At 68.5% G+C, this 23,523-nt stretch carries 19 protein-coding genes; 7 read left to right on the forward strand and 12 right to left on the reverse strand.

Annotated elements, in window-relative coordinates:
* Nucleotides 1–119 precede the first annotated feature (119 nt).
* Nucleotides 120–1,490 (forward strand): metalloprotease PmbA, encoded by a 1,371-nt coding sequence (gene pmbA, locus ABIE51_RS06805; protein WP_192631623.1) that lies wholly within the window; start codon nt 120–122, stop codon nt 1,488–1,490.
* A gap of 88 nt (nt 1,491–1,578) precedes the next feature.
* A complete protein-coding gene (locus tag ABIE51_RS06810; protein WP_232338539.1) occupies nt 1,579–2,025 on the forward strand; it encodes a DUF4870 domain-containing protein in 447 nt (148 codons plus the stop codon).
* A gap of 989 nt (nt 2,026–3,014) precedes the next feature.
* On the opposite strand, the gene ispA is transcribed toward ABIE51_RS06810, so the two are convergent.
* Genes ispA through tilS form a run of 3 tightly spaced genes read right to left on the reverse strand, consistent with a single transcriptional unit; the run spans nt 3,015 to nt 5,524 of the window.
* Nucleotides 3,015–3,890, reverse strand: a complete 876-nt coding sequence (gene ispA / locus ABIE51_RS06815; protein ID WP_192630154.1) for a (2E,6E)-farnesyl diphosphate synthase — start codon at nt 3,888–3,890, stop codon at nt 3,015–3,017.
* Nucleotides 3,883–4,173, reverse strand: a complete 291-nt coding sequence (locus tag ABIE51_RS06820; RefSeq protein ID WP_157029686.1) for an exodeoxyribonuclease VII small subunit — start codon at nt 4,171–4,173, stop codon at nt 3,883–3,885. Before ABIE51_RS06820 ends, ispA begins: the two co-directional genes overlap by 8 nt.
* 31 nt (nt 4,174–4,204) lie before the next feature.
* Nucleotides 4,205–5,524, reverse strand: a complete 1,320-nt coding sequence (gene tilS, locus ABIE51_RS06825) for a tRNA lysidine(34) synthetase TilS (protein WP_192630155.1) — start codon at nt 5,522–5,524, stop codon at nt 4,205–4,207.
* A gap of 112 nt (nt 5,525–5,636) precedes the next feature.
* Between tilS and ABIE51_RS06830 the strand changes: the two genes are divergently transcribed.
* The gene (locus ABIE51_RS06830; protein WP_277800967.1) at nt 5,637–6,698 is read left to right on the forward strand and encodes an NADH:flavin oxidoreductase/NADH oxidase; all 1,062 of its coding nucleotides are present in this window, start codon (nt 5,637–5,639) and stop codon (nt 6,696–6,698) included.
* A 281-nt stretch (nt 6,699–6,979) separates the two neighbouring features.
* On the opposite strand, the gene ABIE51_RS06835 is transcribed toward ABIE51_RS06830, so the two are convergent.
* Nucleotides 6,980–7,939 (reverse strand): acetyl-CoA carboxylase carboxyltransferase subunit alpha, encoded by a 960-nt coding sequence (locus ABIE51_RS06835; RefSeq protein WP_157029689.1) that lies wholly within the window; start codon nt 7,937–7,939, stop codon nt 6,980–6,982.
* A gap of 180 nt (nt 7,940–8,119) precedes the next feature.
* On the opposite strand from ABIE51_RS06835, the gene ABIE51_RS06840 reads away from it, so the two are divergent.
* Nucleotides 8,120–10,576, forward strand: coding sequence for a glycoside hydrolase family 31 protein (locus ABIE51_RS06840; RefSeq protein WP_192630157.1), 2,457 nt, complete (start codon nt 8,120–8,122; stop codon nt 10,574–10,576).
* A gap of 473 nt (nt 10,577–11,049) precedes the next feature.
* On the opposite strand, the gene dnaE is transcribed toward ABIE51_RS06840, so the two are convergent.
* The 3 genes from dnaE to ABIE51_RS06855 form a co-directional block, all read right to left on the reverse strand.
* Nucleotides 11,050–14,628, reverse strand: a complete 3,579-nt coding sequence (gene dnaE, locus ABIE51_RS06845; RefSeq protein WP_192630158.1) for a DNA polymerase III subunit alpha — start codon at nt 14,626–14,628, stop codon at nt 11,050–11,052.
* Nucleotides 14,629–14,778: 150 nt separating this feature from the next.
* A complete protein-coding gene (locus ABIE51_RS06850) occupies nt 14,779–15,405 on the reverse strand; it encodes a YkvA family protein (RefSeq protein ID WP_192630159.1) in 627 nt (208 codons plus the stop codon).
* A gap of 221 nt (nt 15,406–15,626) precedes the next feature.
* Entirely contained in the window at nt 15,627–16,265 is a 639-nt protein-coding gene (locus ABIE51_RS06855; RefSeq protein WP_192630160.1) for a YkvA family protein, read from the reverse strand.
* A 141-nt stretch (nt 16,266–16,406) separates the two neighbouring features.
* On the opposite strand from ABIE51_RS06855, the gene ABIE51_RS06860 reads away from it, so the two are divergent.
* Genes ABIE51_RS06860 through ABIE51_RS06870 form a run of 3 tightly spaced genes read left to right on the forward strand, consistent with a single transcriptional unit; the run spans nt 16,407 to nt 19,116 of the window.
* Nucleotides 16,407–17,465 (forward strand): winged helix-turn-helix domain-containing protein, encoded by a 1,059-nt coding sequence (locus ABIE51_RS06860; RefSeq protein WP_354503708.1) that lies wholly within the window; start codon nt 16,407–16,409, stop codon nt 17,463–17,465.
* The gene (locus ABIE51_RS06865; RefSeq protein ID WP_192630162.1) at nt 17,357–18,652 is read left to right on the forward strand and encodes a tetratricopeptide repeat protein; all 1,296 of its coding nucleotides are present in this window, start codon (nt 17,357–17,359) and stop codon (nt 18,650–18,652) included. Before ABIE51_RS06860 ends, ABIE51_RS06865 begins: the two co-directional genes overlap by 109 nt.
* Before the next feature lie 53 nt (nt 18,653–18,705).
* The gene (locus ABIE51_RS06870) at nt 18,706–19,116 is read left to right on the forward strand and encodes a hypothetical protein (RefSeq protein ID WP_192630163.1); all 411 of its coding nucleotides are present in this window, start codon (nt 18,706–18,708) and stop codon (nt 19,114–19,116) included.
* Here the strand turns inward: ABIE51_RS06870 and rnhB are convergent.
* The 5 genes from rnhB to lpxD form a co-directional block, all read right to left on the reverse strand.
* Complete coding sequence (rnhB, locus tag ABIE51_RS06875) at nt 19,106–19,783, reverse strand: ribonuclease HII (RefSeq protein WP_192630164.1); 678 nt, start codon at nt 19,781–19,783, stop codon at nt 19,106–19,108. The genes ABIE51_RS06870 and rnhB overlap by 11 nt on opposite strands.
* Nucleotides 19,773–20,975, reverse strand: coding sequence for a lipid-A-disaccharide synthase (gene lpxB / locus ABIE51_RS06880; RefSeq protein WP_192630165.1), 1,203 nt, complete (start codon nt 20,973–20,975; stop codon nt 19,773–19,775). Before lpxB ends, rnhB begins: the two co-directional genes overlap by 11 nt.
* A gap of 121 nt (nt 20,976–21,096) precedes the next feature.
* Nucleotides 21,097–21,882 (reverse strand): acyl-ACP--UDP-N-acetylglucosamine O-acyltransferase, encoded by a 786-nt coding sequence (gene lpxA / locus ABIE51_RS06885; RefSeq protein ID WP_115840838.1) that lies wholly within the window; start codon nt 21,880–21,882, stop codon nt 21,097–21,099.
* Nucleotides 21,883–21,886: 4 nt separating this feature from the next.
* Nucleotides 21,887–22,342, reverse strand: a complete 456-nt coding sequence (fabZ, locus tag ABIE51_RS06890; protein WP_115840837.1) for a 3-hydroxyacyl-ACP dehydratase FabZ — start codon at nt 22,340–22,342, stop codon at nt 21,887–21,889.
* Nucleotides 22,343–22,494: 152 nt separating this feature from the next.
* Nucleotides 22,495–23,514 carry a UDP-3-O-(3-hydroxymyristoyl)glucosamine N-acyltransferase gene (lpxD, locus tag ABIE51_RS06895; RefSeq protein ID WP_192630166.1) on the reverse strand — a complete coding sequence of 340 codons (1,020 nt, stop codon included), beginning with the start codon at nt 23,512–23,514 and terminating at the stop codon, nt 22,495–22,497.
* Between the last annotated feature and the right edge of the window lie 9 nt (nt 23,515–23,523).

Genomic DNA, 23,523 nt, shown 5'->3' on the forward strand with positions numbered 1-23,523 from the left:
TTTCGCGGATGACCACGGATAAAGCACACATCGCGCGAAATCCGCGTTCAGCCGCCCCCCTTCCGCGCCGGATCGCCTTCGACAAGGATCACCACTTGAGCCAGATCGTTTCCCAGAATTTGCCCGCCTACGCCGCCTCGCTCGGCGACAGCCACGCGCGCCTGGACGCGCTCGCCGGGCTGTCCCAGCGCCTGCTGGACAGCGCCCGCGCGCGCGGCGCCACGCAGGCGGAGGTGTCGTGCTCGGAGGAATCCGGCCTCAACGTCAACGTCCGCATGGGCGAGGTCGAGACCGTCGAGTCCACGCGCGACCGCGGCATCTCCGTCACTGTCTACTTCGGCCAGCGCAAGGGCAGCGCCAGCACTGCCGACCTGCGCGAGGAAAGCCTCGACGCGACGGTCGAGCAGGCCTGCGCGATCGCGCGGCACACCGAAGACGACGCGGCCGCTGGCCTGGCCGACGCTTCGCTGATGGCGACGGACCTGCGCGAGTTCGATTCCTGGCATCCGTGGATCATCGACGCCGACCGCGCGCTGGACCTCGCGCTCGCCTGCGAACAGGCCGGCCGCGACTCGGATCGCCGCATCGAGAATTCCGACGGCGCCTCTGTCGGCACCGGCGAGAGCATCAGCGTGTACGCGAACTCGCACGGCTTCGTCGGGCGCGAGCGCAGCACGCAGCACAGCATCGGCTGCGCGCTGATCGCCGGCCGCGGCGACGGGATGCAGCGCGATGGCTGGTACAGCATCGGCCTGTCGGCGGACGACCTGGAACCGGCCGCGTCCATCGGACGCAAGGCCGCAGAACGCGCGGCGTCGCGCCTCGCCCCGCGCCAGGTGCCGACCGGCGAGTATCCGGTGCTGTATTCGGCGGAGATGGCGCGTTCGCTGATCGGCCACCTGCTCGGCGCGGTGTCCGGCGGCGCGCTGTACCGCCGCGCGAGCTTCCTCGTCGACAGCGCCGGCCAGCAGCTGTTCCCCGACTGGTTCGGCATCGAGGAACTCCCGTTCCTGCCGCGCGGTTTCCGTTCCGCGTCGTTCGATGCCGAAGGCGTGGCCACGCGCGAAGCGCCGCTGGTCACCGCCGGCGTGCTGCAGCGTTACATCCTCGGCAGCTATTCCGCGCGCAAGCTCGGCCTGCAGACCACCGCCAACGCCGGCGGCGTGCACAACCTGCAGGTCGCCGCGAATTCGGGCGACCAGGAATCGCTGCTGCGCGGAATGGGCCGCGGCCTGCTCGTCACCGAACTCATGGGGCAGGGCGTGAACAACGTCACCGGCGATTATTCGCGCGGCGCGGGCGGCTACTGGGTCGAGAACGGGCAGATCCAGTACCCGGTCGACGGCATCACCGTCGCCGGCAACCTGAAGTCGATGTTCGCGGCGATCGAAGCCGTCGGCACCGACGTGGATCCGCGTTCGCACGTGCGCACCGGCTCGATCCTGATCGGCCGCATGACGGTGGCGGGCGAGTCCGACGCCAGCGAGTAATCGGACGCTTCCAGGCGGCTTTGCTTGACCTGCCCGGCATCGCGAAGGAAAGTGGTTCAGGTCCCCTTTAGGAAATCCGGAGCAAGCGATGAGCGAGAACCCGATCGACCCCGGCCAGACCTCCACGCCACCGCCGCCGCCGTCGGCCGAACATCCCAGTGGCGTGTCGTCCGACCAGCGTCAGTGGGCGATGTTCGCGCACCTGTCGGCGATCGCCGGCGCGGTGCTGACCTCCGGCGTCGGCGGCTGGGGCACGTTCCTCGGCCCGCTGATCATCTGGCTGGTGAAGAAGGACACCATGCCCTTCGTCGATGACCAGGCGAAGGAAGCGCTCAACTTCAACATCACCGTGGCGATCGTCTTCTTCGCGCTGGCGGTGCTGGTGTTCGTGACACTGGGCATCGGCCTGCTGATCGCGATCCCGGCGTGGTTCGTCATCGGCATCGCATGGCTGGTATTCGCGATCATCGCGGCGATCAAGGCCAACGATGGAGTGACGTACCGTTATCCCTTCACGCTGCGGCTGGTGAAGTAACGACGCTCGTCGTTTCGTAATCCCGAACGCACAACGCGAAACGCCCCGCTTCGACGAAGCGGGCGTTTTGTTTGCGCTTCGTTGGAGCGCATCGCACTTGAAGTTGATCGTCATCCCGGCGAAAGCCGGGACCCAGGCCCGTAACTTTCGGGGCAATCCGACGAGGGGTGAACCACACTACCGTCATTCCAGCGAAAGCTGGAATCCACTTTGATCTTGCCGCTGCCGCTGCCGCTGCGATTGCTCTTGATCGTCATTCCCGCGAAGGCGGGAATCCAGGGACGTTCCATGCTTTACCCGTAGCCCGGCAAAGCAAAGAAGAATCACGAGCCAAGCTTCCGATCGCCTGCGGCGCTCGGGTCACTTTTCTTTGCTCGCACAAAGAAAAGTAACCCAAAGGAAGTGCGTACAAGTCCAACCCAGTCCCACGACCGGAGGGAGAAAGGGCGCGTTCGCGATTCGCCATCCATGGCTCAGCGCTCACCGCCGCACATCCTGTGCGGCGCCCTCCGGGGCCAGCGACGAACAGGCTGTTCGACAGCAACAGCAAGAGCCGATGGCTTTTCGGTTTTTGCTTGCCTTTGCCTTTGCCTTTGCTTGTGCTTTTGCCCTTCCAGCGACTTAAAGCGAGCCGAGCACCGGAGTCGGAAAAGGGCGAAGAGTCGCCCGCTGTCTGAGCGAAGCGCAGCGTAGCGACAAATCGTCTGGAACGATTTGGACCGCCGCAGGCGCCTGCGCAAAGGCGCAGGCTCGCCACATGGATGTGGCGAGGTCCGTTCGGGCGACGTCCCTTTTCCGGCGAGGAGCGCAGGGCACCGCCGCGTAGCGGCGGCTCGCGTCAGGAGCGGATGGTTTTGGTTACTTTTGCCAAAACAAAAGTAACCCGCTCGTTCACGAGCGGAAGCTGTTGATCTTGCTGTTCAGACAGCGCGAACTCGGCGGCATCTCACACGACAAAAGCGCCGCAAACAAGCAACACAACAAACGGCTCAGCGATCCCGTTCGATCGCCATCCGCCCCAGCGCCGCCAGCGCATTCGCACGCTCGCCGAGCGGCGACAGCGCGTCATCCATCGCACGGCGCAACTCGTCCAGGCGTGCGCGCGACGCATCCAGTCCGATCAACGCAGGGAACGTCGCCTTGTCCTGCGCCACGTCCTTGCCGGCGGTCTTGCCGAGCGTCGCGCTGTCGCCTTCGATGTCGAGGATGTCGTCGCGTACCTGGAACGCAAGGCCAAGCGCGGCGGCATAACGATCCAGCGCGGCGAGTTCTTCGGCCGAGGCGCCGCCGCACAGCGCGCCCATGCGTACCGCGGCGCGGATCAGCGCGCCGGTCTTGAGCGAATGCAGTTCTTCCAGCGCATGCACCGACAGCGAGCTGCCATTGCCCGTCGCCGCGAGGTCCAGCGCCTGGCCGCCGCACATGCCGGCGGCCCCGGACGCGCGTGCGAGGGTGCGCAGCAGGTCCACGCGCGTCGTCGCGCCGACGTCGGCATCGGCCAGCACTTCGAAAGCGAGCGACTGTAGCGCATCGCCCGCGAGCACCGCCGTGGCTTCGTCGAAGGCGACGTGCACCGTCGGCTGGCCGCGGCGCAGCGCGTCGTCATCCATGGCGGGCAGGTCGTCGTGGACGAGGGAATAGGCGTGGATCAGCTCAACCGCGACGGCCGGCGCGTCCAGCGTGTCCACTGAGACGCCGAAGGCCGAACCGGCCGCGTACACCAGCAGCGGCCGCATGCGCTTGCCGCCCAGCAGTACGGCGTGCCGCATCGCCGCGTGCAGGCGTTGCGGCGGCGAATGCGGGTCGGGCAGGGCACGTTGCAGCGCGGCGTCGGCGCGTTCGCGCCAGCGCGCGAGGTCAGACATCGCCGCGGTTCGACGAGCCGGCGTCCTGCGCGGAGAAGGGCTCGCCGGAGGCGGGATTCTGCGGGTCGCTGAGCAGGCGCACGCGCAGTTCGGCCTCTTCCAGCGCGCTCTGGCAGCGGCGGTACAGGCCGACGCCGCGCTCGTACGCGGCCAGCGAGTCTTCCAGGCTCATCTCGCCGTGTTCCATCTTCTCGACCAGCTGCTCGAGCGCGTCCAGGGACTGCTCGAAATCGCTCACCGGCGAGGTGGAAGGCGCGTCGTCTTGGGCGGGTGTACGGGGCATGCGGGAAGTTTGCGACCCGCCCCGGCGGGGGTCAATTGCCGTCGCGGGCGGTTGCGGCGTGCATCTCGCCTTGGCGACGCCAGGCCAGGCGCGCACCACGCCCGCGGAGCCAGGCATCGAAGCCGGCCGAATGGACGAGGTCGCCTGCCGCGAGGAGCTCGCCGTCGCCGCCGCTGAGCAGCGGCAGGCGCTCGCGCTCCCACGGCGGGACGCCAAGTTCCTGCAGCACCTGCTTGAGCGCATGCGAATGCGAGCGGCCCGCACGCATGAGGCGTTCGCCGCCCTGGCGCGCATGCACGCGCAGCGGTGTGTCGAAGCCATCGGTGCCGTCGAGGGCCAGCACGTCGCCACCGGGAAGCGCCAGCGGCGCGCGGCCGTCCCATTCGGCATGCCAGTCGGCCGGCAGCGGCGCTCTCGCCACGTCGGCGAAGAGCAGGTCGCGCCACGCGCGGACGACGGCGCCGTGCCACTGGAAGGCCGGTTCGGCGTCATCGCGCGCGTCGAGAATCTCGTGCTCGATCCGCTCGATGCCGTTCGCCGGCAGCGCAGGCAAACCCAGCGCATCGATCCACCGCCGCAGCACGCGCGCGCGTCGCGATTCCGGCAGCGCAAGCAGGCCCATGCGCGAGAGGCAACGCGGATCGCTCAGGCCGACGTTCGCGAATGTCAGCGCGTCCTCGTCGTCGAGCAGCGCGTCGGCCTGGTCGCACAACGCCGCCGACCGCGCCAGCGCCTCCGACACGTGCGGCCAGCGTTCGCGCAGTAGCGGCATCACCCGCGTGCGCAGGAAATTGCGGTCGAAGGCGGTATCGGCATTGCTGGGGTCGTCGATCCAGGCGAGCCCGTGCGCGTGGGCATAAGCGAGCAGCGCATCGCGATCGATGTCGAGCAGCGGCCGCCACAGCCGGCCGCGTCCGAACGTGCGCCAGCGACGCATCGCCGCGAGGCCGTCGGGGCCGGACGCACGCAGGGCGCGTAGCAGGAAAGTCTCCGCCTGGTCGTCGCGATGGTGCGCGAGTGCGAGCACTTCATCGCTTGCGAGTGCGGAGGCGAACGCTGCATGGCGCGCGTCGCGCGCAGCCGCCTCGGGGCCGGCACCTGTCGCGGCGACCTTCACGCGGATGACCGTCAGCTCAACGCCGAGCGCGGCGCAGGCGGCTTCGCAATGCGTGCTCCAGCGGTCCGCGTCGGGGTGAAGCCCGTGGTGGATGTGGATCGCACGCAGGCCATGCGCGGGGCGCGAGCTCGCCAGCAGGTGCACCAGCACCGTGGAATCGAGACCGCCGCTGTAGCCCACGCACAGCGGCGCCGCCGGGAGGTCGTGCAGGGCGGTGGCGGGCGCGGCGGGCATCGCGCGATGGTGCCATGGTCGTGGAATGCAGCAACCCATCGATGGGGCTGCATCGCGCGCCACGCCGTCGCACCATGCCTCCATCCCCCGTTTCGCTTTGCAGGAGTCCGTCGTGTCCCGGCTTTTCACCCCGTTCGAACAACGCGCGCTCACCTTGCGCAATCGCCTCGTGGTGGCGCCGATGTGCCAGTACTCCGCGGTCGACGGCGTGCCCAACGACTGGCACCTGGTGCACCTGGGCAGCCGCGCGGTGGGCGGCGCGGGCGCGATCATCGCCGAGGCCAGCGCGGTGTCGGCCGAAGGCCGCATTTCGCCCGCCGACACCGGACTGTGGAACGACCACCAGGCCGAAGCGTGGTCGCGCATCACGCGCTTCGTCGCGGCGCAGGGCACGGTGCCGGGCATCCAGCTCGCACATGCCGGTCGCAAGGCCAGCACCGCGCCGCCGTGGCTGGGCGGCATCGCCGTGACGCCCGACGATGGCGGCTGGACACCGGTCGCGCCGAGCGCCGTGGCCTTCAGCGAAACCTCGCTGGTCCCGCGCGCGCTCAATGCGGGCGAGCTACGCAACGTCGTCGACGATTTCGCCTGCGCCGCGTGGCGCGCGAAGGCGGCGGGATTCCAGATCGCCGAGATCCACGCGGCGCACGGCTACCTGCTGCACCAGTTCCTGTCGCCGCTGTCGAACCACCGCAGCGACGAGTACGGCGGTTCGTTCGACAACCGCATCCGCCTGCTGCTGGAAGTGATCGACGCGGTGCGCAAGGTGTGGCCGGAGCGCCTGCCGCTATGGCTGCGCGTGTCGGCGACGGACTGGATCGAAGGCGGCTGGGACATCGAGGAAAGCGTCGAGCTGGCGCGCATCGTGAAGGATCGCGGCATCGATCTGATCGACGTGTCCACCGGCGGCCTCGCGCCCGGCGCGAAGATCCCGCTGCACGCCGGCTACCAGGTGCCGTTCGCCACGCGCATCCGCAAGGAAGCGGGCATCGCGACCGGCGCGGTGGGGCTGATCACGAAATCCGACCACGCCGAGACGATCGTCGAGGAAGGCGATGCGGACGTGGTGCTCATCGCGCGCGAACTGCTGCGCGATCCGTATTTCCCGCGCCGTGCGGCGAAGGAACTGTCCGGCGAACTGCACGGGCCGGAGCAGTATTTGCGGGCGTGGTGAGTGGGCTTTGAGGTAACGAGTGTTGCGGACGAGCGAGCATCGACTCGAATGAACGTCATCCCGGCGAAAGCCGGGATCCAGGCCCGTAAGTCAAGGGCACTCTCGTGACGGTGAATCAACTCACCGTCATTCCAGCGGACGCTGGAATCCATTGTGATCTTCCGGCATCAAGAAGCAGCGATCGAGTGCACTGCGAGCGCCAGCGCGTCGCACGTCCCGACCCTCACCCCAACCCCTCTCCCGCAGGGAGAGGGGCTCAAAACCGCGGGCAATCAGCGGGCTTACGCCGCCTCGTACGCCCCATAGCTGCGCAGGCGCTGGTAGCGGCGCTCGAGCAGATCCTCGACCGGCAACGACTCGAGCATGTCGAGTTCGTTCATCAGCACGGCCTTCAGGCGCGTGGCCATCTGCTTCGGATTGCGATGCGCGCCGCCGATGGGCTCGCGCACGATCTTGTCGACCAGGCCCAGGCCGAGCAGGCGCTTGGCGGTGAGGCCGAGCTGTTCGGCGGCGTCCTTCGCCTTGGCGGCGTCCTTCCACAGGATCGACGCGCAGCCTTCCGGCGAGATCACCGAGTACGTGCTGTATTCCAGCATCAGCGTGCGATCGCCGACGCCGATGGCGAGCGCGCCACCGGAGCCGCCTTCGCCGATCACGGTGCAGATCACCGGGACCTTCAGCTCGCTCATTTCCAGCAGGTTGCGGGCGATGGCTTCGGACTGGCCGCGCTCTTCCGCGCCCACGCCCGGGTAGGCGCCGGGGGTGTCGATGAAGGTGAGGATCGGCAGGCGGAAACGTTCGGCCAGCTTCATCAGCCGCAGCGCCTTGCGGTAGCCCTCCGGGCGCGGCATGCCGAAATTGCGCTTGATCTTGCTCTTGGTGTCGCGGCCCTTCTGGTGGCCGATGATCACCACGCTGCGGCCATTGATGCGGCCGAGGCCACCGACGATGGCGGCGTCGTCGGCAAACGCGCGATCGCCCGCGAGTTCCTGGAACTCGTCGCACATCACGCGGATGTAGTCGTTGGTGTACGGGCGCGCGGGGTGGCGGGCCAGCTGCGAGACCTGCCAAGGCGAGAGGTCGCGGAAGATCTGGGCAGTGCGGATGCGCAGCTTGTCCTGCAGCGCATGCACTTCGGCGTCCACGTCCACCGCCGGGGCGTTGCTGGCGTGGCGCAGTTCCTGGATCTTGGCTTCCAGGTCGGCGATGGGCTGCTCGAAGTCGAGGTAGTTCGGATTCATGCTCGGGCCGGTGGCCGGAAAGTGGGACAGTCTAGCCGAGGCCGGGTGACCGTACCGAGAGGTGTGTTGCCAGTATGGAACCCGGGCGAAAACCGCCCTGCGGCCATTGAAAACGTCTTCATCGGGCCGCCCCGCGACCCGCGTGCTTGAATCCGGGCTCGGGTTCGAGGGGAGACACGGATGAAGGCGATGTCCTGGGCGCTGGCAGTCGCGCTCGTGTTCGCGGTGGCGGGACCGGCCCATGCCGGCGGTTGGCGTCACCTGGGCGATGCCGGCCGCATCGAACGCCGCGCCGACGGCATCGTCGTGCATAGCGGTCCAGCGCGCCTGCAGGTCAGCGTCCACGCGGACGGCGTGTTCCGTGTCCGCCTAGCACCGGATGGAAAGGCCGACGGCGATGCCTCCTGGGCCGTGGTGCAGGCCGCCGAACCGGCGAAGGTGACGATCGATGAAACCCGCGACGCCGTTCGCGTGCGGGCCGATGGCGTCGTCGCCGTCGTCCATCGCTCGCCGTTGCGCGTGGATTTCGTCGATGACACCGGCCGCGCGCTGCTTGCCGACGACGCGTCGCTGCCGATGGCGTGGCTGCCCGGCGAGCACGGCACGCGCGTGCGCGTGTGGAAGTCGATGCCGGCCGACGAGCATTACTACGGCCTCGGCGACAAGGCCGGACCGCTGGATCGCCGCGGTCGCGCGTTCGCGATGTGGAACAGCGAATCGTACGGATGGCAGGGCACGACCGATCCGCTGTACAAGTCGATCCCGTTCTTCATCGGCCTGCGCGGCGGCGTCGCGTACGGCGTGTTCTTCGACAACGTGCATCGCAGCAGCTTCGATTTCGGCAAGGAATCGGATGGCACGCTGTCCTTCGGCGCCGAAGACGGGCCGCTGGATTACTACTTCATCGCCGGCCCGCAGCCCGCGCAGGTCATCGAGCGCTACACCGCGCTGACCGGTCGCACGCCGCTGCCGCCGCTGTGGACGCTGGGATTCCAGCAGTCGCGCTATACCTATCACCCCGAATCGAAGGTGCGCGAGATCGCGAAGCAGCTTCGCGACCATCGCATCCCCAGCGATGCGATCTATCTCGACATCGACTACCAGAAGGGCTACGCGCCGTTCACCGTCGACCGCGCGCAATTCCCGACCTTCGAGAAGATGATCGACGACCTGCGCAAGGACGGGCTGCGCACGGTGCTCATCACCGACCTGCACATCAAGCACGATCCCGACAACGGCTACGCGGCGTTCGATTCGGGCATGCGGAGCGACGCGTTCATCCGCAATCCGGACGGCTCGCTCTACATCGGCGAAGTGTGGCCGGGCGATTCGGTGTTCCCGGATTTCACGCTGACGCGCGTGCGCGACTGGTGGGGCGGGCTCTATCGCGATTTCGCCGCGATGGGCGCCGCCGGTTACTGGAACGACATGAACGAGCCGTCGGTCTTCAACGTGCCCGGCAACACGATGTCGCTCGATGCCGTGCACCGCATGGACGATGGCACCACGCGCGACCACCGCGCGATCCACAACGTCTACGGCATGCTCAATGCGCGCGCGACCTACGAGGGCCTATTGAAGCTGCAGCCGACGCAGCGCCCGTTCGTGCTCACGCGCGCGGCATACGCGGGCGCGCAGCGTTACGCGGCAACGTGGACCGGCGACAACACCGCGAGCTGGTTCCACCTCGCGCAGAGCACGCCGAACCTGTTGAGCCTGGGGCTGTCGGGCATGGCGATGTCGGGCGACGACATCGGCGGTTTCATCGGCTCGCCGCCGCCGGACCTGCTGACGCGCTGGTTCCAGCTGGGCGCGTTCAATCCCGTGTTCCGCAACCACGCCGCGACCGACACGCGCCCGCATGAAGCATGGGTGGACGGGCCGAAACACGAAGCGCTGCGCCGGGACGCCATCGAACTGCGCTATCGCCTGATGCCGTACCTGTACACAGCGGCGGAAGAGAACGCGCGCACGGGCATGCCGATCATGCGACCGGTGTTCCTGCGTTGGCCCGACGCCGAAGCGTTCTACGGCAACGACCGCGATTTCCTTTTTGGCGGCGATCTGTTCGTCGCGCCGGTGGTGGACGAACGGCTGGATGCGCATCCGGTGTCGCTGCCGCCGGGTGGGTGGTACGCGTTCGGTACATCGCAGCGCTACGTGGCTGCGAAGACGCCGATGAAGCTCGATCCTCGTCCGTCGGGAACGCCGCTGTACGCGCGGGCGGGCGCGATCGTGCCGATGCAGGCGCTGGTGCAGCACACGGGCGAAACGCCGAAGGGCCCGCTGGAGCTACAGGTGTATCTGCCGGATGCGGGTTCGTCCGAATGTCGCGGTTCGCTTTATCAGGATGACGGCGAGAGCTTTGCGTATCGCGAAGGGAAGTTCCTCCGCGTGGGGTATGCATGCGAGGTTGCTAAGTCATCGACGACGTTGAGCGCGCATGTGGAGCACAGCGGGTTCGCGCCGTGGTGGAAGGCGGTGCGCGTGACGATGTTCGGCGTGGCGCAGCGGCCTGCTTCGGTGCGGGTGAATGGTGTTGCAGTGGCTGGCTGGAAGTACGACGCCGCCGCAAAGACGCTGACGTTGGACGTTGTCGACGCGGTTCGTGACTGGAAGGTGGAAGTGGTGCGTTGACGTCTTCGTACGCGCTTCCTTTCAACCGTCATCCCGGCGAAAGCCGGGATCCAGGCCGATAGCGGATCAGCGCACTTGCATCGTCAACGCGCAATCGCGCCGGGTAGACGAAACAGCGCAGCGTTTCACTGCAACGACGGTTCAACGCCGCAGCTCCGTTGCCCCTCACCCCAACCCCTCTCCCGATGGGAGAGGGGCTCTACTGCGTCAGCCCCCCGATCCCGTCATCCCGGCGAAAGCCGGGATCCAGGCCGATAGGCGATCCGCGCACTTGCATCGTCATTCCAGCGGAAGCTGGAATCCATCTTGATCTGCGCGACATGAGTCAGCAGAGCGACACCGTAGCGCTTCACTGCAACGACGACTCAACGCCGACGCTCCGTTGCCCCTCACCCCAGCCCCTCTCCCGCAGGGAGAGGGGCTAATGCACCGCATCTCCCGTAGAAGGTGGGCTCAGAAGCGAAAGGCTTCGATCAATTCGCCCAGGGCTTCGACAGCGCGAGCTTCACCGCGCGTACGCCCGGCGTGGCGCGCAGGCGTGCGGCGAGTTCGGCGTCGGCGCGGATCGACTGCGTGCCGTTGAGGTCGAGCGAGCCGGCGGCGCCGCGGCGCACCAGCAGGTCCATGCGGATCGGGGTGGAACCGGGGCGGAACGACGACAGCAGCGCGTCCACGCGCTGCATCGTGCCCGGCTCGCGGAGGTCCAGGCGCAGCATCAGGCGCTGTGCGTGCTTCTCGCAGATCTGTTCGAAACTCCAGCAACGCGAGGCACGCAGCGCGAAGCCGCCACTGAAGCTGTCCTCGCGCAGGCCGCCCTGTATCACCAGCAGGCGGTCGCGCACCAGAAGCTGGGCGAACTCGCTATAGCTCTCGTTGAAGAACGCGCATTCCAGGCGGCCGCGACCGTCCTCGATCTGCACGAACATCTGGCTGTCGCCCTTCTTGCGCAGGCCCACGACGAGGCCGGCGACGATCGTCTCGACTTCCTGGCGCCAGCTGCCGCGCTGTTCCGGACGGTTTTCCCAGATCTTCTCCAGGCCGCTGAGGTCGTTGCCGATCAGGCCGCGGACCTCGTCGCGATACGGATCGAACGGATGGCCACTGAGGTAATGGCCGAGCGTTTCGCGCTCGCCGTGCAGGATCTGCGTCAGCGGCCACTCGTCGGTTTCGGGCAGGTCCAGATGCAGCGCCGGCGCCGCCGTTTCGAAGCCGCCGAACAACGACACCTGGCCCGCTTCGCGCTCCTTCGCCAGCTGGTCGGTGGCCTTGAGCACTTCCGGCAACTGCAGCATGAGGCTCGCGCGGTTCTTGCCGAGCTTGTCGAGCGCGCCGGCGTACGTCAGCGCTTCGAGCGCGCGGCGGTTGAGCTTGCCGCTGTCCACGCGCTTGCAGAAATCCAGCAGGTCGGCGAACTCGCCCGCACGTCGCGCTTCGACGATCGCCTCGCACGCGCCGCGGCCGACGCCCTTCACCGCGCCCAGGCCGTAGCGGATCGTGGTCGCATCCTTCGCCTCGAACATGTACGCCGACGCGTCCACGTCCGGCGGCAGCACCGTCAGGCCCATCACGCGGCATTCGTCGAGGAAGCTGGTGACCTTCTCGGTGTTGTCCATGTCCGAGGAGAGCACCGCGGCCATGAATTCGGCCGGGTAGTGCACCTTCAGCCACGCGGTCTGGTAGGCCACCAGCGCGTACGCCGCCGAGTGCGATTTGTTGAAGCCGTACTCGGCGAACTTCTCCATCAGGTCGAAGATCGGCGTGGCGGTCTTCGGCGGGATGCCGCGCTCGGCGCAACCGGCTTCGAACTTGGCGCGTTCCTTCGCCATCTCCTCGGGCTTCTTCTTGCCCATCGCGCGACGCAGCATGTCGGCGCCGCCGAGCGTGTAGCCCGCCAGCACCTGCGCGATCTGCATCACCTGTTCCTGGTACACGATGACGCCGTAGGTCGGCGACAGCACCGGCTCCAGCGATTCGTGCGGGTAGGTGACCTCGGTGTTTCCGTGCTTGCGATCGACCCATTCGCGATCCATCCCCGAGCCCAGCGGGCCGGGACGGAACAGCGCGGCGAGCGCGATGATGTCTTCGAACGTGTCGGGCCTGGCGCGCTTGAGCAGCTCGCGCATGCCGCGGGATTCGAACTGGAACACCGCGACCGTGTCGCCACGTGCGAACAGCTCGTAGCTGAGCTTGTCGTCCAGCGGCAGCGACGTGATGTCGAACTGCGGCGTGGGCGCGTCCTTGAATGTGTAGTGCATCGCCGGGCCGGCATCGATGCCCTTGGCCGCGGCGTCGGCCAGGCGCTTGTTGATCGCCTTCACCGCCCAGTCGATGATCGTCAGCGTGCGCAGGCCGAGGAAGTCGAACTTCACCAGGCCGACCGCTTCGACGTCGTCCTTGTCGAACTGCGTGACCGGATTGCGCCCGCGGCCCTCGCCGTCGTGTTCGGCGAACAGCGGGCAGAAGTCGGACAACGGGCTCGGCGCGATCACCACGCCGCCGGCGTGCTTGCCGGCGTTACGCGTGAGGTCTTCCAGGCTGCGCGCCAGGTCCATCAGGTCGCGCACGTCCTCCTCGGCGTGGTACCGCTGGATGAGGTCGGAGGAGGCGAGCGTCGGATCCTGCTTCGACGCCTCCGACTCGCCCATCGCATCGTCCAGGCCGATGCCGAGCGTGTTCGGGATGAGCTTCGCGATGCCGTCGACGAAGCCGTACGGATGGCCGAGCACGCGACCGGTGTCGCGCACCACGGCCTTCGCGGCCATGGTGCCGTAGGTGATGATCTGCGAGACGCGGTCGCGCCCGTACTTGCGCGCGACGTAGTCGATGACCTCGTCGCGGCGGTCCATGCAGAAGTCGATGTCGAAGTCGGGCATCGACACGCGTTCGGGGTTGAGGAACCGCTCGAACAGCAGGTCGTACGGCAGCGGGTCCAGGTCGGTGATGCCCAGCGCCCACGCGACCAGCGAACCGGCACCCGAACCGCGGCCCGGGCCGACGGGGATGTCGTGGTCCTTCGCCCAGTTGATGAAGTCCGCCACGATCAGGAAGTAGCCGGGGAACCCCATCTTGATGATGACGTCCAGCTCGACGTCCAGGCGCGCTTCGTAGTCCTCGCGCGTCTTGCCCGGCGCGAGCGGATTCTTCTGCAGCCGCTTGTCCAAGCCCTCCCGCGCGGTGCCGCGCAGCCAGCTTTCGATGGTGTGTTCGCTCGGCACCGGAAAGGCCGGCAGCGCGTACTCGCCGAGCTTCATCTCGACGTTGCAGCGCGTGGCGAGCGCGAACGCATTGTCGATCGCATCGGGGACGTCGGCGAACAGCGCCTGCATCTCCTCCGACGATTTCAGGAACTGCTCGGCGCTGTAGTCCTTCGGGCGCTTGGGATCGTCCAGCACGCGGCCGGAGGCGATGCACACGCGCGCTTCGTGCGCGTCGAAGCCTTCGGCGTCGATAAAGCGCACGTCGTTGCTGGCGATCACCGGCAGCGAACGCTTGCTGGACGCATGCAGCGCAAACGCGTTGAACGCGTCCTCGCCTTCGCGCCCGGTACGGGTGAGTTCCAGGTGCAGCCGCTCGCCGAACACGCCGCGCCAGTCCATCAGCCAGGCTTCGGCGAGTTCATGGCGGTTGCTCGTCGCCAACCGGCCGGCGAGGCTCTGGCGGCCGGCGAGCGCGAACAGGCCGCCGTTGTCCTCGCGCAGCCATTCGGGGCGAAGCGCGACGCCGTCGGTGCGATGGCCTTCCATCCACGCGCGCGTCAGCAGGCGCGAGAGCGTGAGGTAGCCGGCGCGATCGCGGCACAGCAACGTCATGCGCGAGGCGATCTCGTTGCCGTCGGCCAGGCCGACGTCGGCGCCGATGATCGGCTTGAGGCCCGCACCTTCGGCGGCCTTGTAGAACTTGACCGCGGCGAAGAGGTTGTCGAGGTCCGTCAGCGCGACCGCGGGCTGCGAAAGCGCGACGCAGCGCTTGACCAGCTCGCCGATCCGGATCGTCGAGTCGGCGAGCGAGTATTCGCTGTGGAGATGGAGATGGACGAAAGGGACTGCAGGCATGCTGGCGGCAGGTTAGCAGCCCCGGCGCGCGCTGCGCAGACTTGAAATCGCGCGGGAGCCGGTCCCGGCGGCCGGGACCCCGGACGATGCAAAAACCGCGCGCTGTGGGGGCTTGCGAGGGCCGGCACGGGTCGGCCCCATCGCCGTCGGTCAGGCCACCCGGAACAACCCGCGCGGCAGATTCCACGGCGCGTAATGCTGCTCGCGCACCCACATCGCGTGCTGCCACAGCGCCACCTCGTCGAGGCGCTCGCGCACCCACGCCGCGCGGCGTTCGTCGGCGGCGCCGTCGGGATGGTTCACGTCGCGATAGGCGATGAAATCGCGGTAGTCCTCGGCTTCATCGGCGAAGGCTGGCCACGCCAGCTCGATCAGCAGCACGTCGTCGAGTTGGCCCAGCACGGGGATGCGGTCGGCGATCAGGTCGTCCTCGCGATCGATGTACGACAGCAGCTTGCCGATGCGCGCATGCGTGGCTTCGTCGGCGTCCCAGTCCTCGTCGTCGAGGAGCGCGCGCAGTTCGCGCACGCGTTCCAGGCGGCTTTCGATGACCTCGCGCGCCTGCTGCGTCGGCAGTTTCAGCAGCCACGCAGCGAGCTGCTCCAGCCGGTCGGTGTCCACGCGCGGTGCATCGGCGTGGATCTCATGGAGAAGCTGGTCGAACTGGACGACCGCCGCGTCGTTGAGCTCGATCGCGGCGGCGGTCTCGCGCGCACCCATGCCGCTGTACATGTGGTCGAAGGGCAGCGGCTGCGCGGTGGGGGTGGGATGGAACATGCGCATGGCACACCTCGCTCGCCGGCCGAGCCGGACCCGCGCCGCGGCCGGCGACGTCGCGCGGGCCGTCCCGCCTTGGGCGGGATGCGCCTCGATGATGCGCCGGAGCGGACAGGCTGTCAGTGCGGACGTCCGCGGATTTCGCACGCGGGCGCATTCAGCCGACGAAGCGCGGGGGAGGCCGCCTTGCGGCGGCCTCCGGCGTGGCCCGCGGTTCCCGGTCAGTGCACGCGGAAGATCGGGGAGCTCTCGGGCAGGAAGCTGCTTTCGCGGATCTGCTTCTCGTACTGGGCCAGGACGGCTTCCTCGTAGCGCACTTCCTCCCAGTCGGCCCGCGAGAAGGCGTAGCCGGCCGGGCTGCGGTCGCGCTGGTGCGCTTCGCGGCTGCGGACGCGCACGTAGTCGAGGTAGTCGTCGACCTCGCCGGCCAGCTTCGGCCAGGCGGTCTCGACGACGATCGCGTCGTCCAGCCGGCCGACCTGCGGCATCCAGTCCGGGATGAGGTCGTCGCGGCTGCGGGCGTAGTCGACGATCGCCGCGGCGGTCTCGACCGCATCGTTCGCCGGCTGCCACTGGCGGTCGGCCAGGAGCTGCTCGACGGCGGCGATCCAGCGCAGGCGCTGGCGGATGCACGGCGGCGCGGCGTCGGTCGGGCCGGGGCGGCTGAGTTCGCGACCGGCGGACGCGAGCTGGTCGGTCTCCAGCGCGTGGCCACCGACGCGGGCCAGCAGGACGTTGAAGCGGTCCACTTCGGCCGAGTTGAGCTGGAAGCCGTTGATGCAGCGGCGGCGGGTCGGGCCGGCGAACGGGGTCAGCAGGATCTGCGGAAGCGGGTTGGCGATGGAGAACAGGACGTTCATGGCGGGACTCCGGGGGAGGGTGGCACCGAACTTTCCGGCGCCGGGTCAGGCTCCACCGACGCCCGCCATGAGTCATGATGGCCGGGCGCGCCTTTCCACATCGTCCGCTCCGGATGATGAGGGAACCATGAGGTTTTCCCGATGACCCCCCACGGGAGTGCAGGCCAAGGCGGGCCGAACGGCGAACGGTATCGATTCGGCGACATCGTCGTCGATGCGGCCGCGCACACCCTGTCGCGCGGCGGGACCGAGCAGACGGTCGAGCCGAAGGCGTTTTCGGTGCTGCTGATCCTGCTCCGCCATGCGGGCGAACTGGTCGGCCGCGACGATCTGCTCGACCAGGTCTGGGGCCATCGCCATGTCACGCCGGGCGTGTTGACCCGGGTGATCGCCCAATTGCGCCACGCCCTGGCCGACGACTCCCAGCATCCGCGCTACATCCAGACCCAGCACGCGCTGGGCTACCGGTTCATCGGGCAGCTTCATGGGGCCGACGCGCCGCTGTCGGCGACGGACGAGCCGCGGCACGAGGACGAAGTGGCCGTGTTCCGCCACACCGTGCCCGAGGCGCTGGCCGTCGCGGCGAACGAGGCCGTCGCGCCCATTCCCGAGCCGGCACCGTTCGCCGCCCCCGTGCCGCACAACGACGGCGGCTTCGCGACGCGCCGCAAGGCGAGCGACCAGCGGCGCTGGTGGCTCGCCATCGCCGCGCTCCTGGCGATCGCTGCCGGCGGCTACTGGTTCGGACAGCGCGACCCGGCGACGCCGGCGCCCAGCGCCGCGTCGGTGGCCGTGCTGCCGTTCACCAGCCTCAGCGAGGCGCGCGACGAGGACTATTTCGCCGAAGGACTCGGCGTCGAGATGGTCGATGCGCTGGCGGGCGTCCCCGGCCTGAAGGTCGTCGCGGCACCGAATTCGGCCAGTCGGGGCGAGGCCGACGTGAAGCGGCTGGGCGCCCAGCTCGGCGTGGCGAGCGTCCTGGGTGCCAGCGTCCGCCGCGAGGGTTCGCGCGTGCGGGTGAGCGCGCGGCTGGCCGATGCGCGCACGGGTTTCACGTTGTGGGCCATAGCTACGATCGGGAAACCGGCGACGTGTTTGCGTTGCAGAGCGACATCGCGGGCGAAGTGGTGCAGGCGCTCATCGACGTGCTGCCGTCGGGCGAGATCGAAGCCGCGCGCCAGACGTTGGCACGGCGTTTGACGCCGACCCGCAGCGTCGCCGCGTACGACGCCTATCTGAAGGGCGAACAGCGCATGCGCGAACAGGCCGGCGGCGACGAGCGCGGCGCGGCCAGCGCGATCAACTTCTATCGCGGCGCGCTGGCGATCGACCCGAGCTTCGCGCGCGCGCAGGCGGGCATCTGCCAGGCGGAGATCACCCGCTTCGAGGATGCGCGCGACAGCGCCGCCTTCGCGCGCGCGCAATCGGCATGCGAACAGGCGATGAAGATGGATCCCTCGTTGCGCGAAGTGAGCCTCGCGATGGGCGACCTCCATCGCACGCAGGGCAACGCGAAGGAGGCTAACGCCTACTACGAGCGCGCGGTGACCGATCCGGCGCTGCGCGTGCCGGGCTACCTGGGTCTGGCGGAAGTCGCGAGCACGCAGGGGCAGGGCAAGGTCGCGATGGAGTACTTTGAACGCGCCCGCCAGGTTGCGCCGCGCAATCCGCGCATCGCGCAGAAGCGCGGCTATCACCTGCTGGTCAACGGCGACGTGCCGGGCGCGATCGCCTCCTATCGCGAAGCACTGGAATACGCGCCCGACGACGCGGATCTCTGGTCGAGCCTGGGTGGCCTGTACGCGATCAGCGGCGACGCGGCGCAGGCGAGCGATGCCTACGAGCGCTCGCTGCAGATCAAGCCGACGTACGAAGCGCTGAGCAACCTGGGTTCGATGAAGTTCGAGGAAGGCGCCTACGAACAGGCGGCGGCGTTATATCGCCATGCGAGCGAGATCGACCCCGGCGATTTCCGCGTGTGGGGAAACCTCGGCGACGCGCTCGCCGCCGGTGGCGCCACGCCGGACCAGACGCGTGCTCAGTACGAACAGGCTGCCACGCTGGGCCGACGCTATCTCGAACTGAAGTCCGACGACGCGCAGGGTCTTGCGCTGGTGGCGTGGTACAGCGCGAACCTCGATCGCGCCGATGAAGCACGCGCGTTGCAGGCCAAGGCCGAAGCGCTCGGCACCGAACGCGGCGAGGTCGCGCTGCTCGGCGCGCAGACGATGGCGCGCCTGGACGACTCGCCGGCTGCACGCCGGCACATGGATTTCGCACGGAAGCACGGCATTCCGCAGCAGCGCATCGATGCGCTTCCGCTGTTGCGTTCGTTGACCGCGAAGGTCGACACGCAATCCACACGCGAATCCGGTACGGCGCAGTAGCCGTCCGTCATCCCCGCCCGCTCCCCCCGGGCGCCATTCCAAGGAGAAGAACAATGAATGCCACGCCCCTTGCGGCGGCCACGCTCGTGGTCGCGACGCTATTTCTTTCCGCGGGTTGCCGTGCACAGCAGCCGTTGCTGTGCGGCGACACCAAGCCGTCCAGCGGCCCGGTTTACATCGAAATCGATGCGAGTACCCCAACGCCCACGGTGACGCCGAAAACATGCCACGTGATGCAGGGCGCCTCGATTACCTGGATTTCGAACACGAAGGCATTCTCGCTGAGGTTCGCCGACAGGGGGAATCCGGGAGGGAGGGGGCTCCCGAAGGACCCGTCGTCAACACCTTCTTCCAACGGGAAGCAGCAGTACAACGTCAATGCGCGAGGCGACGAAGGCACGTACGACTACGAAGTCATCGTCGCAGGCAAGAGCATGGACCCGGCGATCATCATCAAGAAATAGCGGCAAGCGGCAGTTCGTCGACCACCGGTGGCTCGGCCTCGCCGCGGCACGCCGCCTGCACCGGCGCGAAGCTGCGCCGGTGTTCCGGACACGGGCCGTGTTCCCGCAGCGCCGACAGGTGTACCGGCGTGCTGTAGCCCTTGTGCTGGTCGAAGCGGTAGAGCGGGAAGCGCTCGTGCAGGGATTGCATGTAGCGGTCGCGCGATACCTTCGCGAGGATGGAGGCGGCCATGATCGAACGATCGCGCGCGTCGCCGTTCACCCAGGCTTCCGCCGCGCACGGCAGGCCGCGCGGCAGCGCGTTGCCGTCGATGCGCACCACGTCCACGCGATGGTGGAGGCACGCGATCGAACGGCTCATGCCGGCCATCGTCGCGTGGTAGATGTTGAGACGGTCGATTTCCTCGTGCGTCACGAACTCGATGTGCCACGCGAGCGCGCGTTCGATGATGCGCTCGTACAACACTTCGCGACGTTGCGCGGTGAGTTGCTTCGAATCGTCCAGCCCATTGATCGGCGTGCGACCCGGCGCGAACACGACGGCCGCGACGACGACGGGACCGGCCAGCGGACCACGCCCGGCCTCGTCCACGCCGGCCACGCGCGGCGGTGCGCCGCCGTCGCGTGCGGCAAGTCCCAGTGCGAGCTGCGAGCCGTCAGGCGACATGGCGGGCTCCGATCAGTTCGGCCACCGCGTCGGCGGCGCGCGCGGACGCGTCCTGCCGCAATTGCAGGTGGAGTTCGCGGAAACGCGGTTCGAGCGCCGCGCTTGCCGACGGATCGCGCAGGAACGGCGCGACCGCAGCGGCGAGGTTGTCGGGCGTGCAGTCCTGCTGCATCAGTTCCGGCACGACCGGCTCACCGGCGAGCACGTTCGGCAGCGAGTAGTGCGCGACCTTCAACAGGCCGAGGCCTTTCACCAGCGTGTAGGTGAGCGGCGCGACCTTGTAGGCGACGACCATCGGGCGTTTGGCGAGCATGGCTTCCAGCGTCGCGGTGCCCGAGGCGAGCAGGATCGCGTCGCTGGCGATCATCAGCGTGCGCGCCTGCCCGTTGAGCACGCGCAGCGCTGCGCTCAGCGCGACGCTGTCCGGATGCGCGGCGAGCACGCGCTGGAACGCCGCGCGCGCGTGTTCGTTCGCCATGGGCACGACGACCTGCAACGTCGGATCCTGCGCGAGCAGCTTCGACGCGGCGGAAAGAAAATCCGGGCCGAGGCGCTCGATCTCGCCCACGCGCGAACCCGGCAACAGTGCGAGCACAGGACGCGTCGCGTCGAGACCGAGCCGGCGACGCGCGGTGTCGCGGTCCGGTTCCAGCGGCATCTCGTCGGCGAGCGGATGGCCGACGAAGCGCGCGTCGATGCCGTGGCGCGCGTAGATCGGCGGTTCCATCGGGAACAGGCACAGCACGCGATCGGCGCTGCGGCCGATCTTCTCCGCACGCTTCTCGCGCCAGGCCCACACCGATGGGCTCACGTAATGCACGGTGCGCATTCCGCGCTCGCGAAGCCAGCGCTCGACGCCGAGGTTGAAGTCGGGCGCATCGATGCCGATGAAGACGTCGGGCTTCCACGCGAGCAGGCGTTCGCGGAATTCGCGACGAAGACGTAGCAGGCGCGGGAGGTGGCGAAGCACTTCGGCCAAGCCCATCACCGCCAGTTCCGAGGCGTCGAACCAGCTGTCCAACCCGGCCGCGCGCATCTGGTCGCCACCGATGCCGGCGAATTCCGCGTTCGGAAAGCGCTTGCGCAGTTCAACGACGAGCCCGGCGCCGAGCAGGTCGCCCGAGGCTTCGCCCGCGCAAAGTGCGATGCGCAGGGGGCGGTCGGCGGGGGCGGGGAATTCGGAGCGGTTCAAGGCAGGCGGTGTTCGGCGGGCGCGCCCGAATGATAGCCCGGGGGCGTCGCGGCGTCCGGCGAGGTGGCGCGTTCAGCGGCAAGCGGTGGAGCGGCGTGCCCCACCGCTCCGGAATCGCGGATCAACGCAGCAGCGGCCGCTCGCTGCTTTCGATGAACGCCAGGAAGGCGCGTGCATCCTCGCTGTCGGCCGCCAGTTCCGCGAGCTTCGCGCGCGCGTCTTCCAGCGAGCCACCGGACATGTACACGGCCCGGTAGGCGCGCTTGATCGCGCTGATGCGGTCGGCGTCGAACCCGCGACGCTTCAGTCCTTCGCTGTTGATGCCGCGCGGCCGGCCGTAGCCGTCCTGCGCGATCATCAAGAACGGCGGGACGTCGCCATTCACCAGCGCGCCCATGCCGATGAACGCATGCGCACCAATGCGGCAGAACTGATGCACGCCGGCGAAGCCCGACATGATCACGTGGTCGCCGATGGTCACGTGGCCGGCGAGCGTGGCGTTGTTCGAGAACACGCAGCTGTTGCCGATCATGCAGTCGTGCGCGACGTGCGTGTAGGCGAGGAACCAGTTGTCGTGACCGATGCGCGTGATGCCGCCGCCTGTGCCGGTGCCGCGGTTGATCGTGGTGAATTCGCGGAAGAGGTTGCGGTCGCCGATTTCGAGTTCGACGCGCTCGCCGTGGTACTTCTTGTCCTGCGGCTCGCCGCCGATGGCGCAGTGGCCGATGAAACGATTCTCGCGGCCGATGCGCGTGGGACCGTGCACGCTGCAGTGCGGGCCGAAGGTCGTGCCGTCGCCGACTTCGACCTCGGCGCCGATGTAGCAGAACGCGCCGACTTCCACGCCGTCGCCCAGTCGGGCACCGGCTTCGACGACGGCACTGGGATGGATGCGCGGCGCGGTCATGGCCTCAACCCTTGGCTTCGGCGCAGACGACTTCGGCGCAGGCGACCTGCTCGCCGTTGACGCTGGCGATGCCGGTGTAGATCGCGACGTTGCGGATCACGCGCTTGAGCGAGACTTCCAGGTCGAGGCGATCGCCCGGCACGACCATCTTCGAGAACTTCGCATTGTCGATCTTCACCAGGTAGAACAGGCGGCCGTCGGCCGTGCTGCCGTTGGACAGCTGCGTGAGCACGCCGCCGGCCTGCGCGAGCGCTTCGACCACCAGCACGCCCGGCATCACCGGATGGCCCGGGAAATGGCCCTGGAAGAAGGGCTCGTTGGCGGTGACGTTCTTGTACGCCAGCACGCGCTTGTTCGGCTCGAATTCGACCACGCGATCGACCAGCAGGAACGGATAGCGGTGCGGCAGCAGCTTCTGGATCTCGACGACGTCGAGCGGGAGTTGCACGTTGTGGCTCATGGTGATCCTTGACAGCGCATCCCGCGCATCGATGGCCGCGCCTCGTGCGCGACGTTTCCGGTGCCGGCCGTGCCGGCTTTTCGTGAGGGCCGAATCGTACCGCGACTGGTGCGCGGACGCCCGGACGGACGGGTACGGCGCGTGGCGAGCGGTCAGTCGGCCGTGCCGCGGCCGCCGATGCGGCGGGCGAGGGCGTCCAGCTGCTTGAAGCGCGCGGCGTTCTTGCGCCAGCTGCGGTTGTCCATCAGCGGCGTGCCGGAGGAGTACTCGCCCGGCTCGCGGATCGAACTGGTGACCAGGCTCATCGCCGTGACGACGACCTTGTCGCAGATTTCCAGGTGACCCACCACGCCCGCGGCGCCGCCAATCAGGCAGTAGCGGCCGATGCGCGCGCTGCCGGCCACCGCGGCGCAGCCGGCAATGGCGGTATGCGCGCCGATGACGACGTTGTGGCCGATCTGGATCAGGTTATCCAGGCGCACGTCTTCTTCCAGCACCGTGTCCTCGATCGCGCCGCGATCGATGCAGGTGTTGGCGCCGATCTCGCAGTCGTCTCCGACGGTCACGCCGCCGAGCTGCGGCACGTTGAGCCAGCGGCCGGCTTCCATCGCGAGGCCAAAGCCCGCCGCGCCGAGCACGGCGCCGGGATGGATCGTGACGCGCTGGCCCAGTCGTACGCGCGCGACGAGCGTGACGCGTGCGACGAGTTCGCTGCCGGCGCCGACGACGCAGTCCTCGCCGATCACGCAGCCCGGGCCGATGATCGCGCCGGCTTCCACGCGGCTGCGCGCTCCGATGCTGACGAACGGGCCGACGTGCGCGGACGGATCGACGCTCGCCGACGGATCGACCACGGCCGACGCATGCACGCCGGCATCGCGCACGGGGCGCGGTTCGAACAGGGCGGAGATCTTCGCGAATGCGGCGTAGGGATCGCGCGCGATCAGCGCGGTGCGGTCGTAGCCGACGGCGTCATCCTCGCGCATGACGACGATGCCAGCCTGGCTCTGCGCCAACTGGCCGCGGTACTTCGGATTGGCGAGGAACGCCAGCTGCGAGGCGCCGGCGCGCGCGAGCGTGCCGACGCCATCCACGCGCACGGCGCCATCGCCGTGGAGGCGCAGGCCGAAGCGCTGCGCCAGTTCATCGGCCGTGTACGCGACGGACGCCATCGGCGGTGC

This window comes from Lysobacter sp. OAE881 (genome assembly GCF_040546665.1).
In the GTDB taxonomy this organism is placed as follows: domain Bacteria; phylum Pseudomonadota; class Gammaproteobacteria; order Xanthomonadales; family Xanthomonadaceae; genus Lysobacter_J; species Lysobacter_J soli.

What these genes read in the sequence shown, in the direction of transcription:
- ABIE51_RS06855 (WP_192630160.1), bottom strand. Translation starts at nt 16,265, where the DNA reads ATGAACGTCCTGTTCTCCATCGCCAACCCGCTTCCGCAGATCCTGCTG.
- fabZ (WP_115840837.1), bottom strand. Translation starts at nt 22,342, where the DNA reads ATGAGCCACAACGTGCAACTCCCGCTCGACGTCGTCGAGATCCAGAAG.
- ABIE51_RS06860 (WP_354503708.1), top strand. Translation starts at nt 16,407, where the DNA reads ATGACCCCCCACGGGAGTGCAGGCCAAGGCGGGCCGAACGGCGAACGG.
- lpxD (WP_192630166.1), bottom strand. Translation starts at nt 23,514, where the DNA reads ATGGCGTCCGTCGCGTACACGGCCGATGAACTGGCGCAGCGCTTCGGC.
- ABIE51_RS06810 (WP_232338539.1), top strand. Translation starts at nt 1,579, where the DNA reads ATGAGCGAGAACCCGATCGACCCCGGCCAGACCTCCACGCCACCGCCG.
- dnaE (WP_192630158.1), bottom strand. Translation starts at nt 14,628, where the DNA reads ATGCCTGCAGTCCCTTTCGTCCATCTCCATCTCCACAGCGAATACTCG.
- ABIE51_RS06850 (WP_192630159.1), bottom strand. Translation starts at nt 15,405, where the DNA reads ATGTTCCATCCCACCCCCACCGCGCAGCCGCTGCCCTTCGACCACATG.
- rnhB (WP_192630164.1), bottom strand. Translation starts at nt 19,783, where the DNA reads ATGTCGCCTGACGGCTCGCAGCTCGCACTGGGACTTGCCGCACGCGAC.
- ABIE51_RS06835 (WP_157029689.1), bottom strand. Translation starts at nt 7,939, where the DNA reads ATGAATCCGAACTACCTCGACTTCGAGCAGCCCATCGCCGACCTGGAA.
- ABIE51_RS06870 (WP_192630163.1), top strand. Translation starts at nt 18,706, where the DNA reads ATGAATGCCACGCCCCTTGCGGCGGCCACGCTCGTGGTCGCGACGCTA.
- ABIE51_RS06840 (WP_192630157.1), top strand. Translation starts at nt 8,120, where the DNA reads ATGAAGGCGATGTCCTGGGCGCTGGCAGTCGCGCTCGTGTTCGCGGTG.
- lpxA (WP_115840838.1), bottom strand. Translation starts at nt 21,882, where the DNA reads ATGACCGCGCCGCGCATCCATCCCAGTGCCGTCGTCGAAGCCGGTGCC.
- tilS (WP_192630155.1), bottom strand. Translation starts at nt 5,524, where the DNA reads ATGCCCGCCGCGCCCGCCACCGCCCTGCACGACCTCCCGGCGGCGCCG.
- ispA (WP_192630154.1), bottom strand. Translation starts at nt 3,890, where the DNA reads ATGTCTGACCTCGCGCGCTGGCGCGAACGCGCCGACGCCGCGCTGCAA.
- ABIE51_RS06820 (WP_157029686.1), bottom strand. Translation starts at nt 4,173, where the DNA reads ATGCCCCGTACACCCGCCCAAGACGACGCGCCTTCCACCTCGCCGGTG.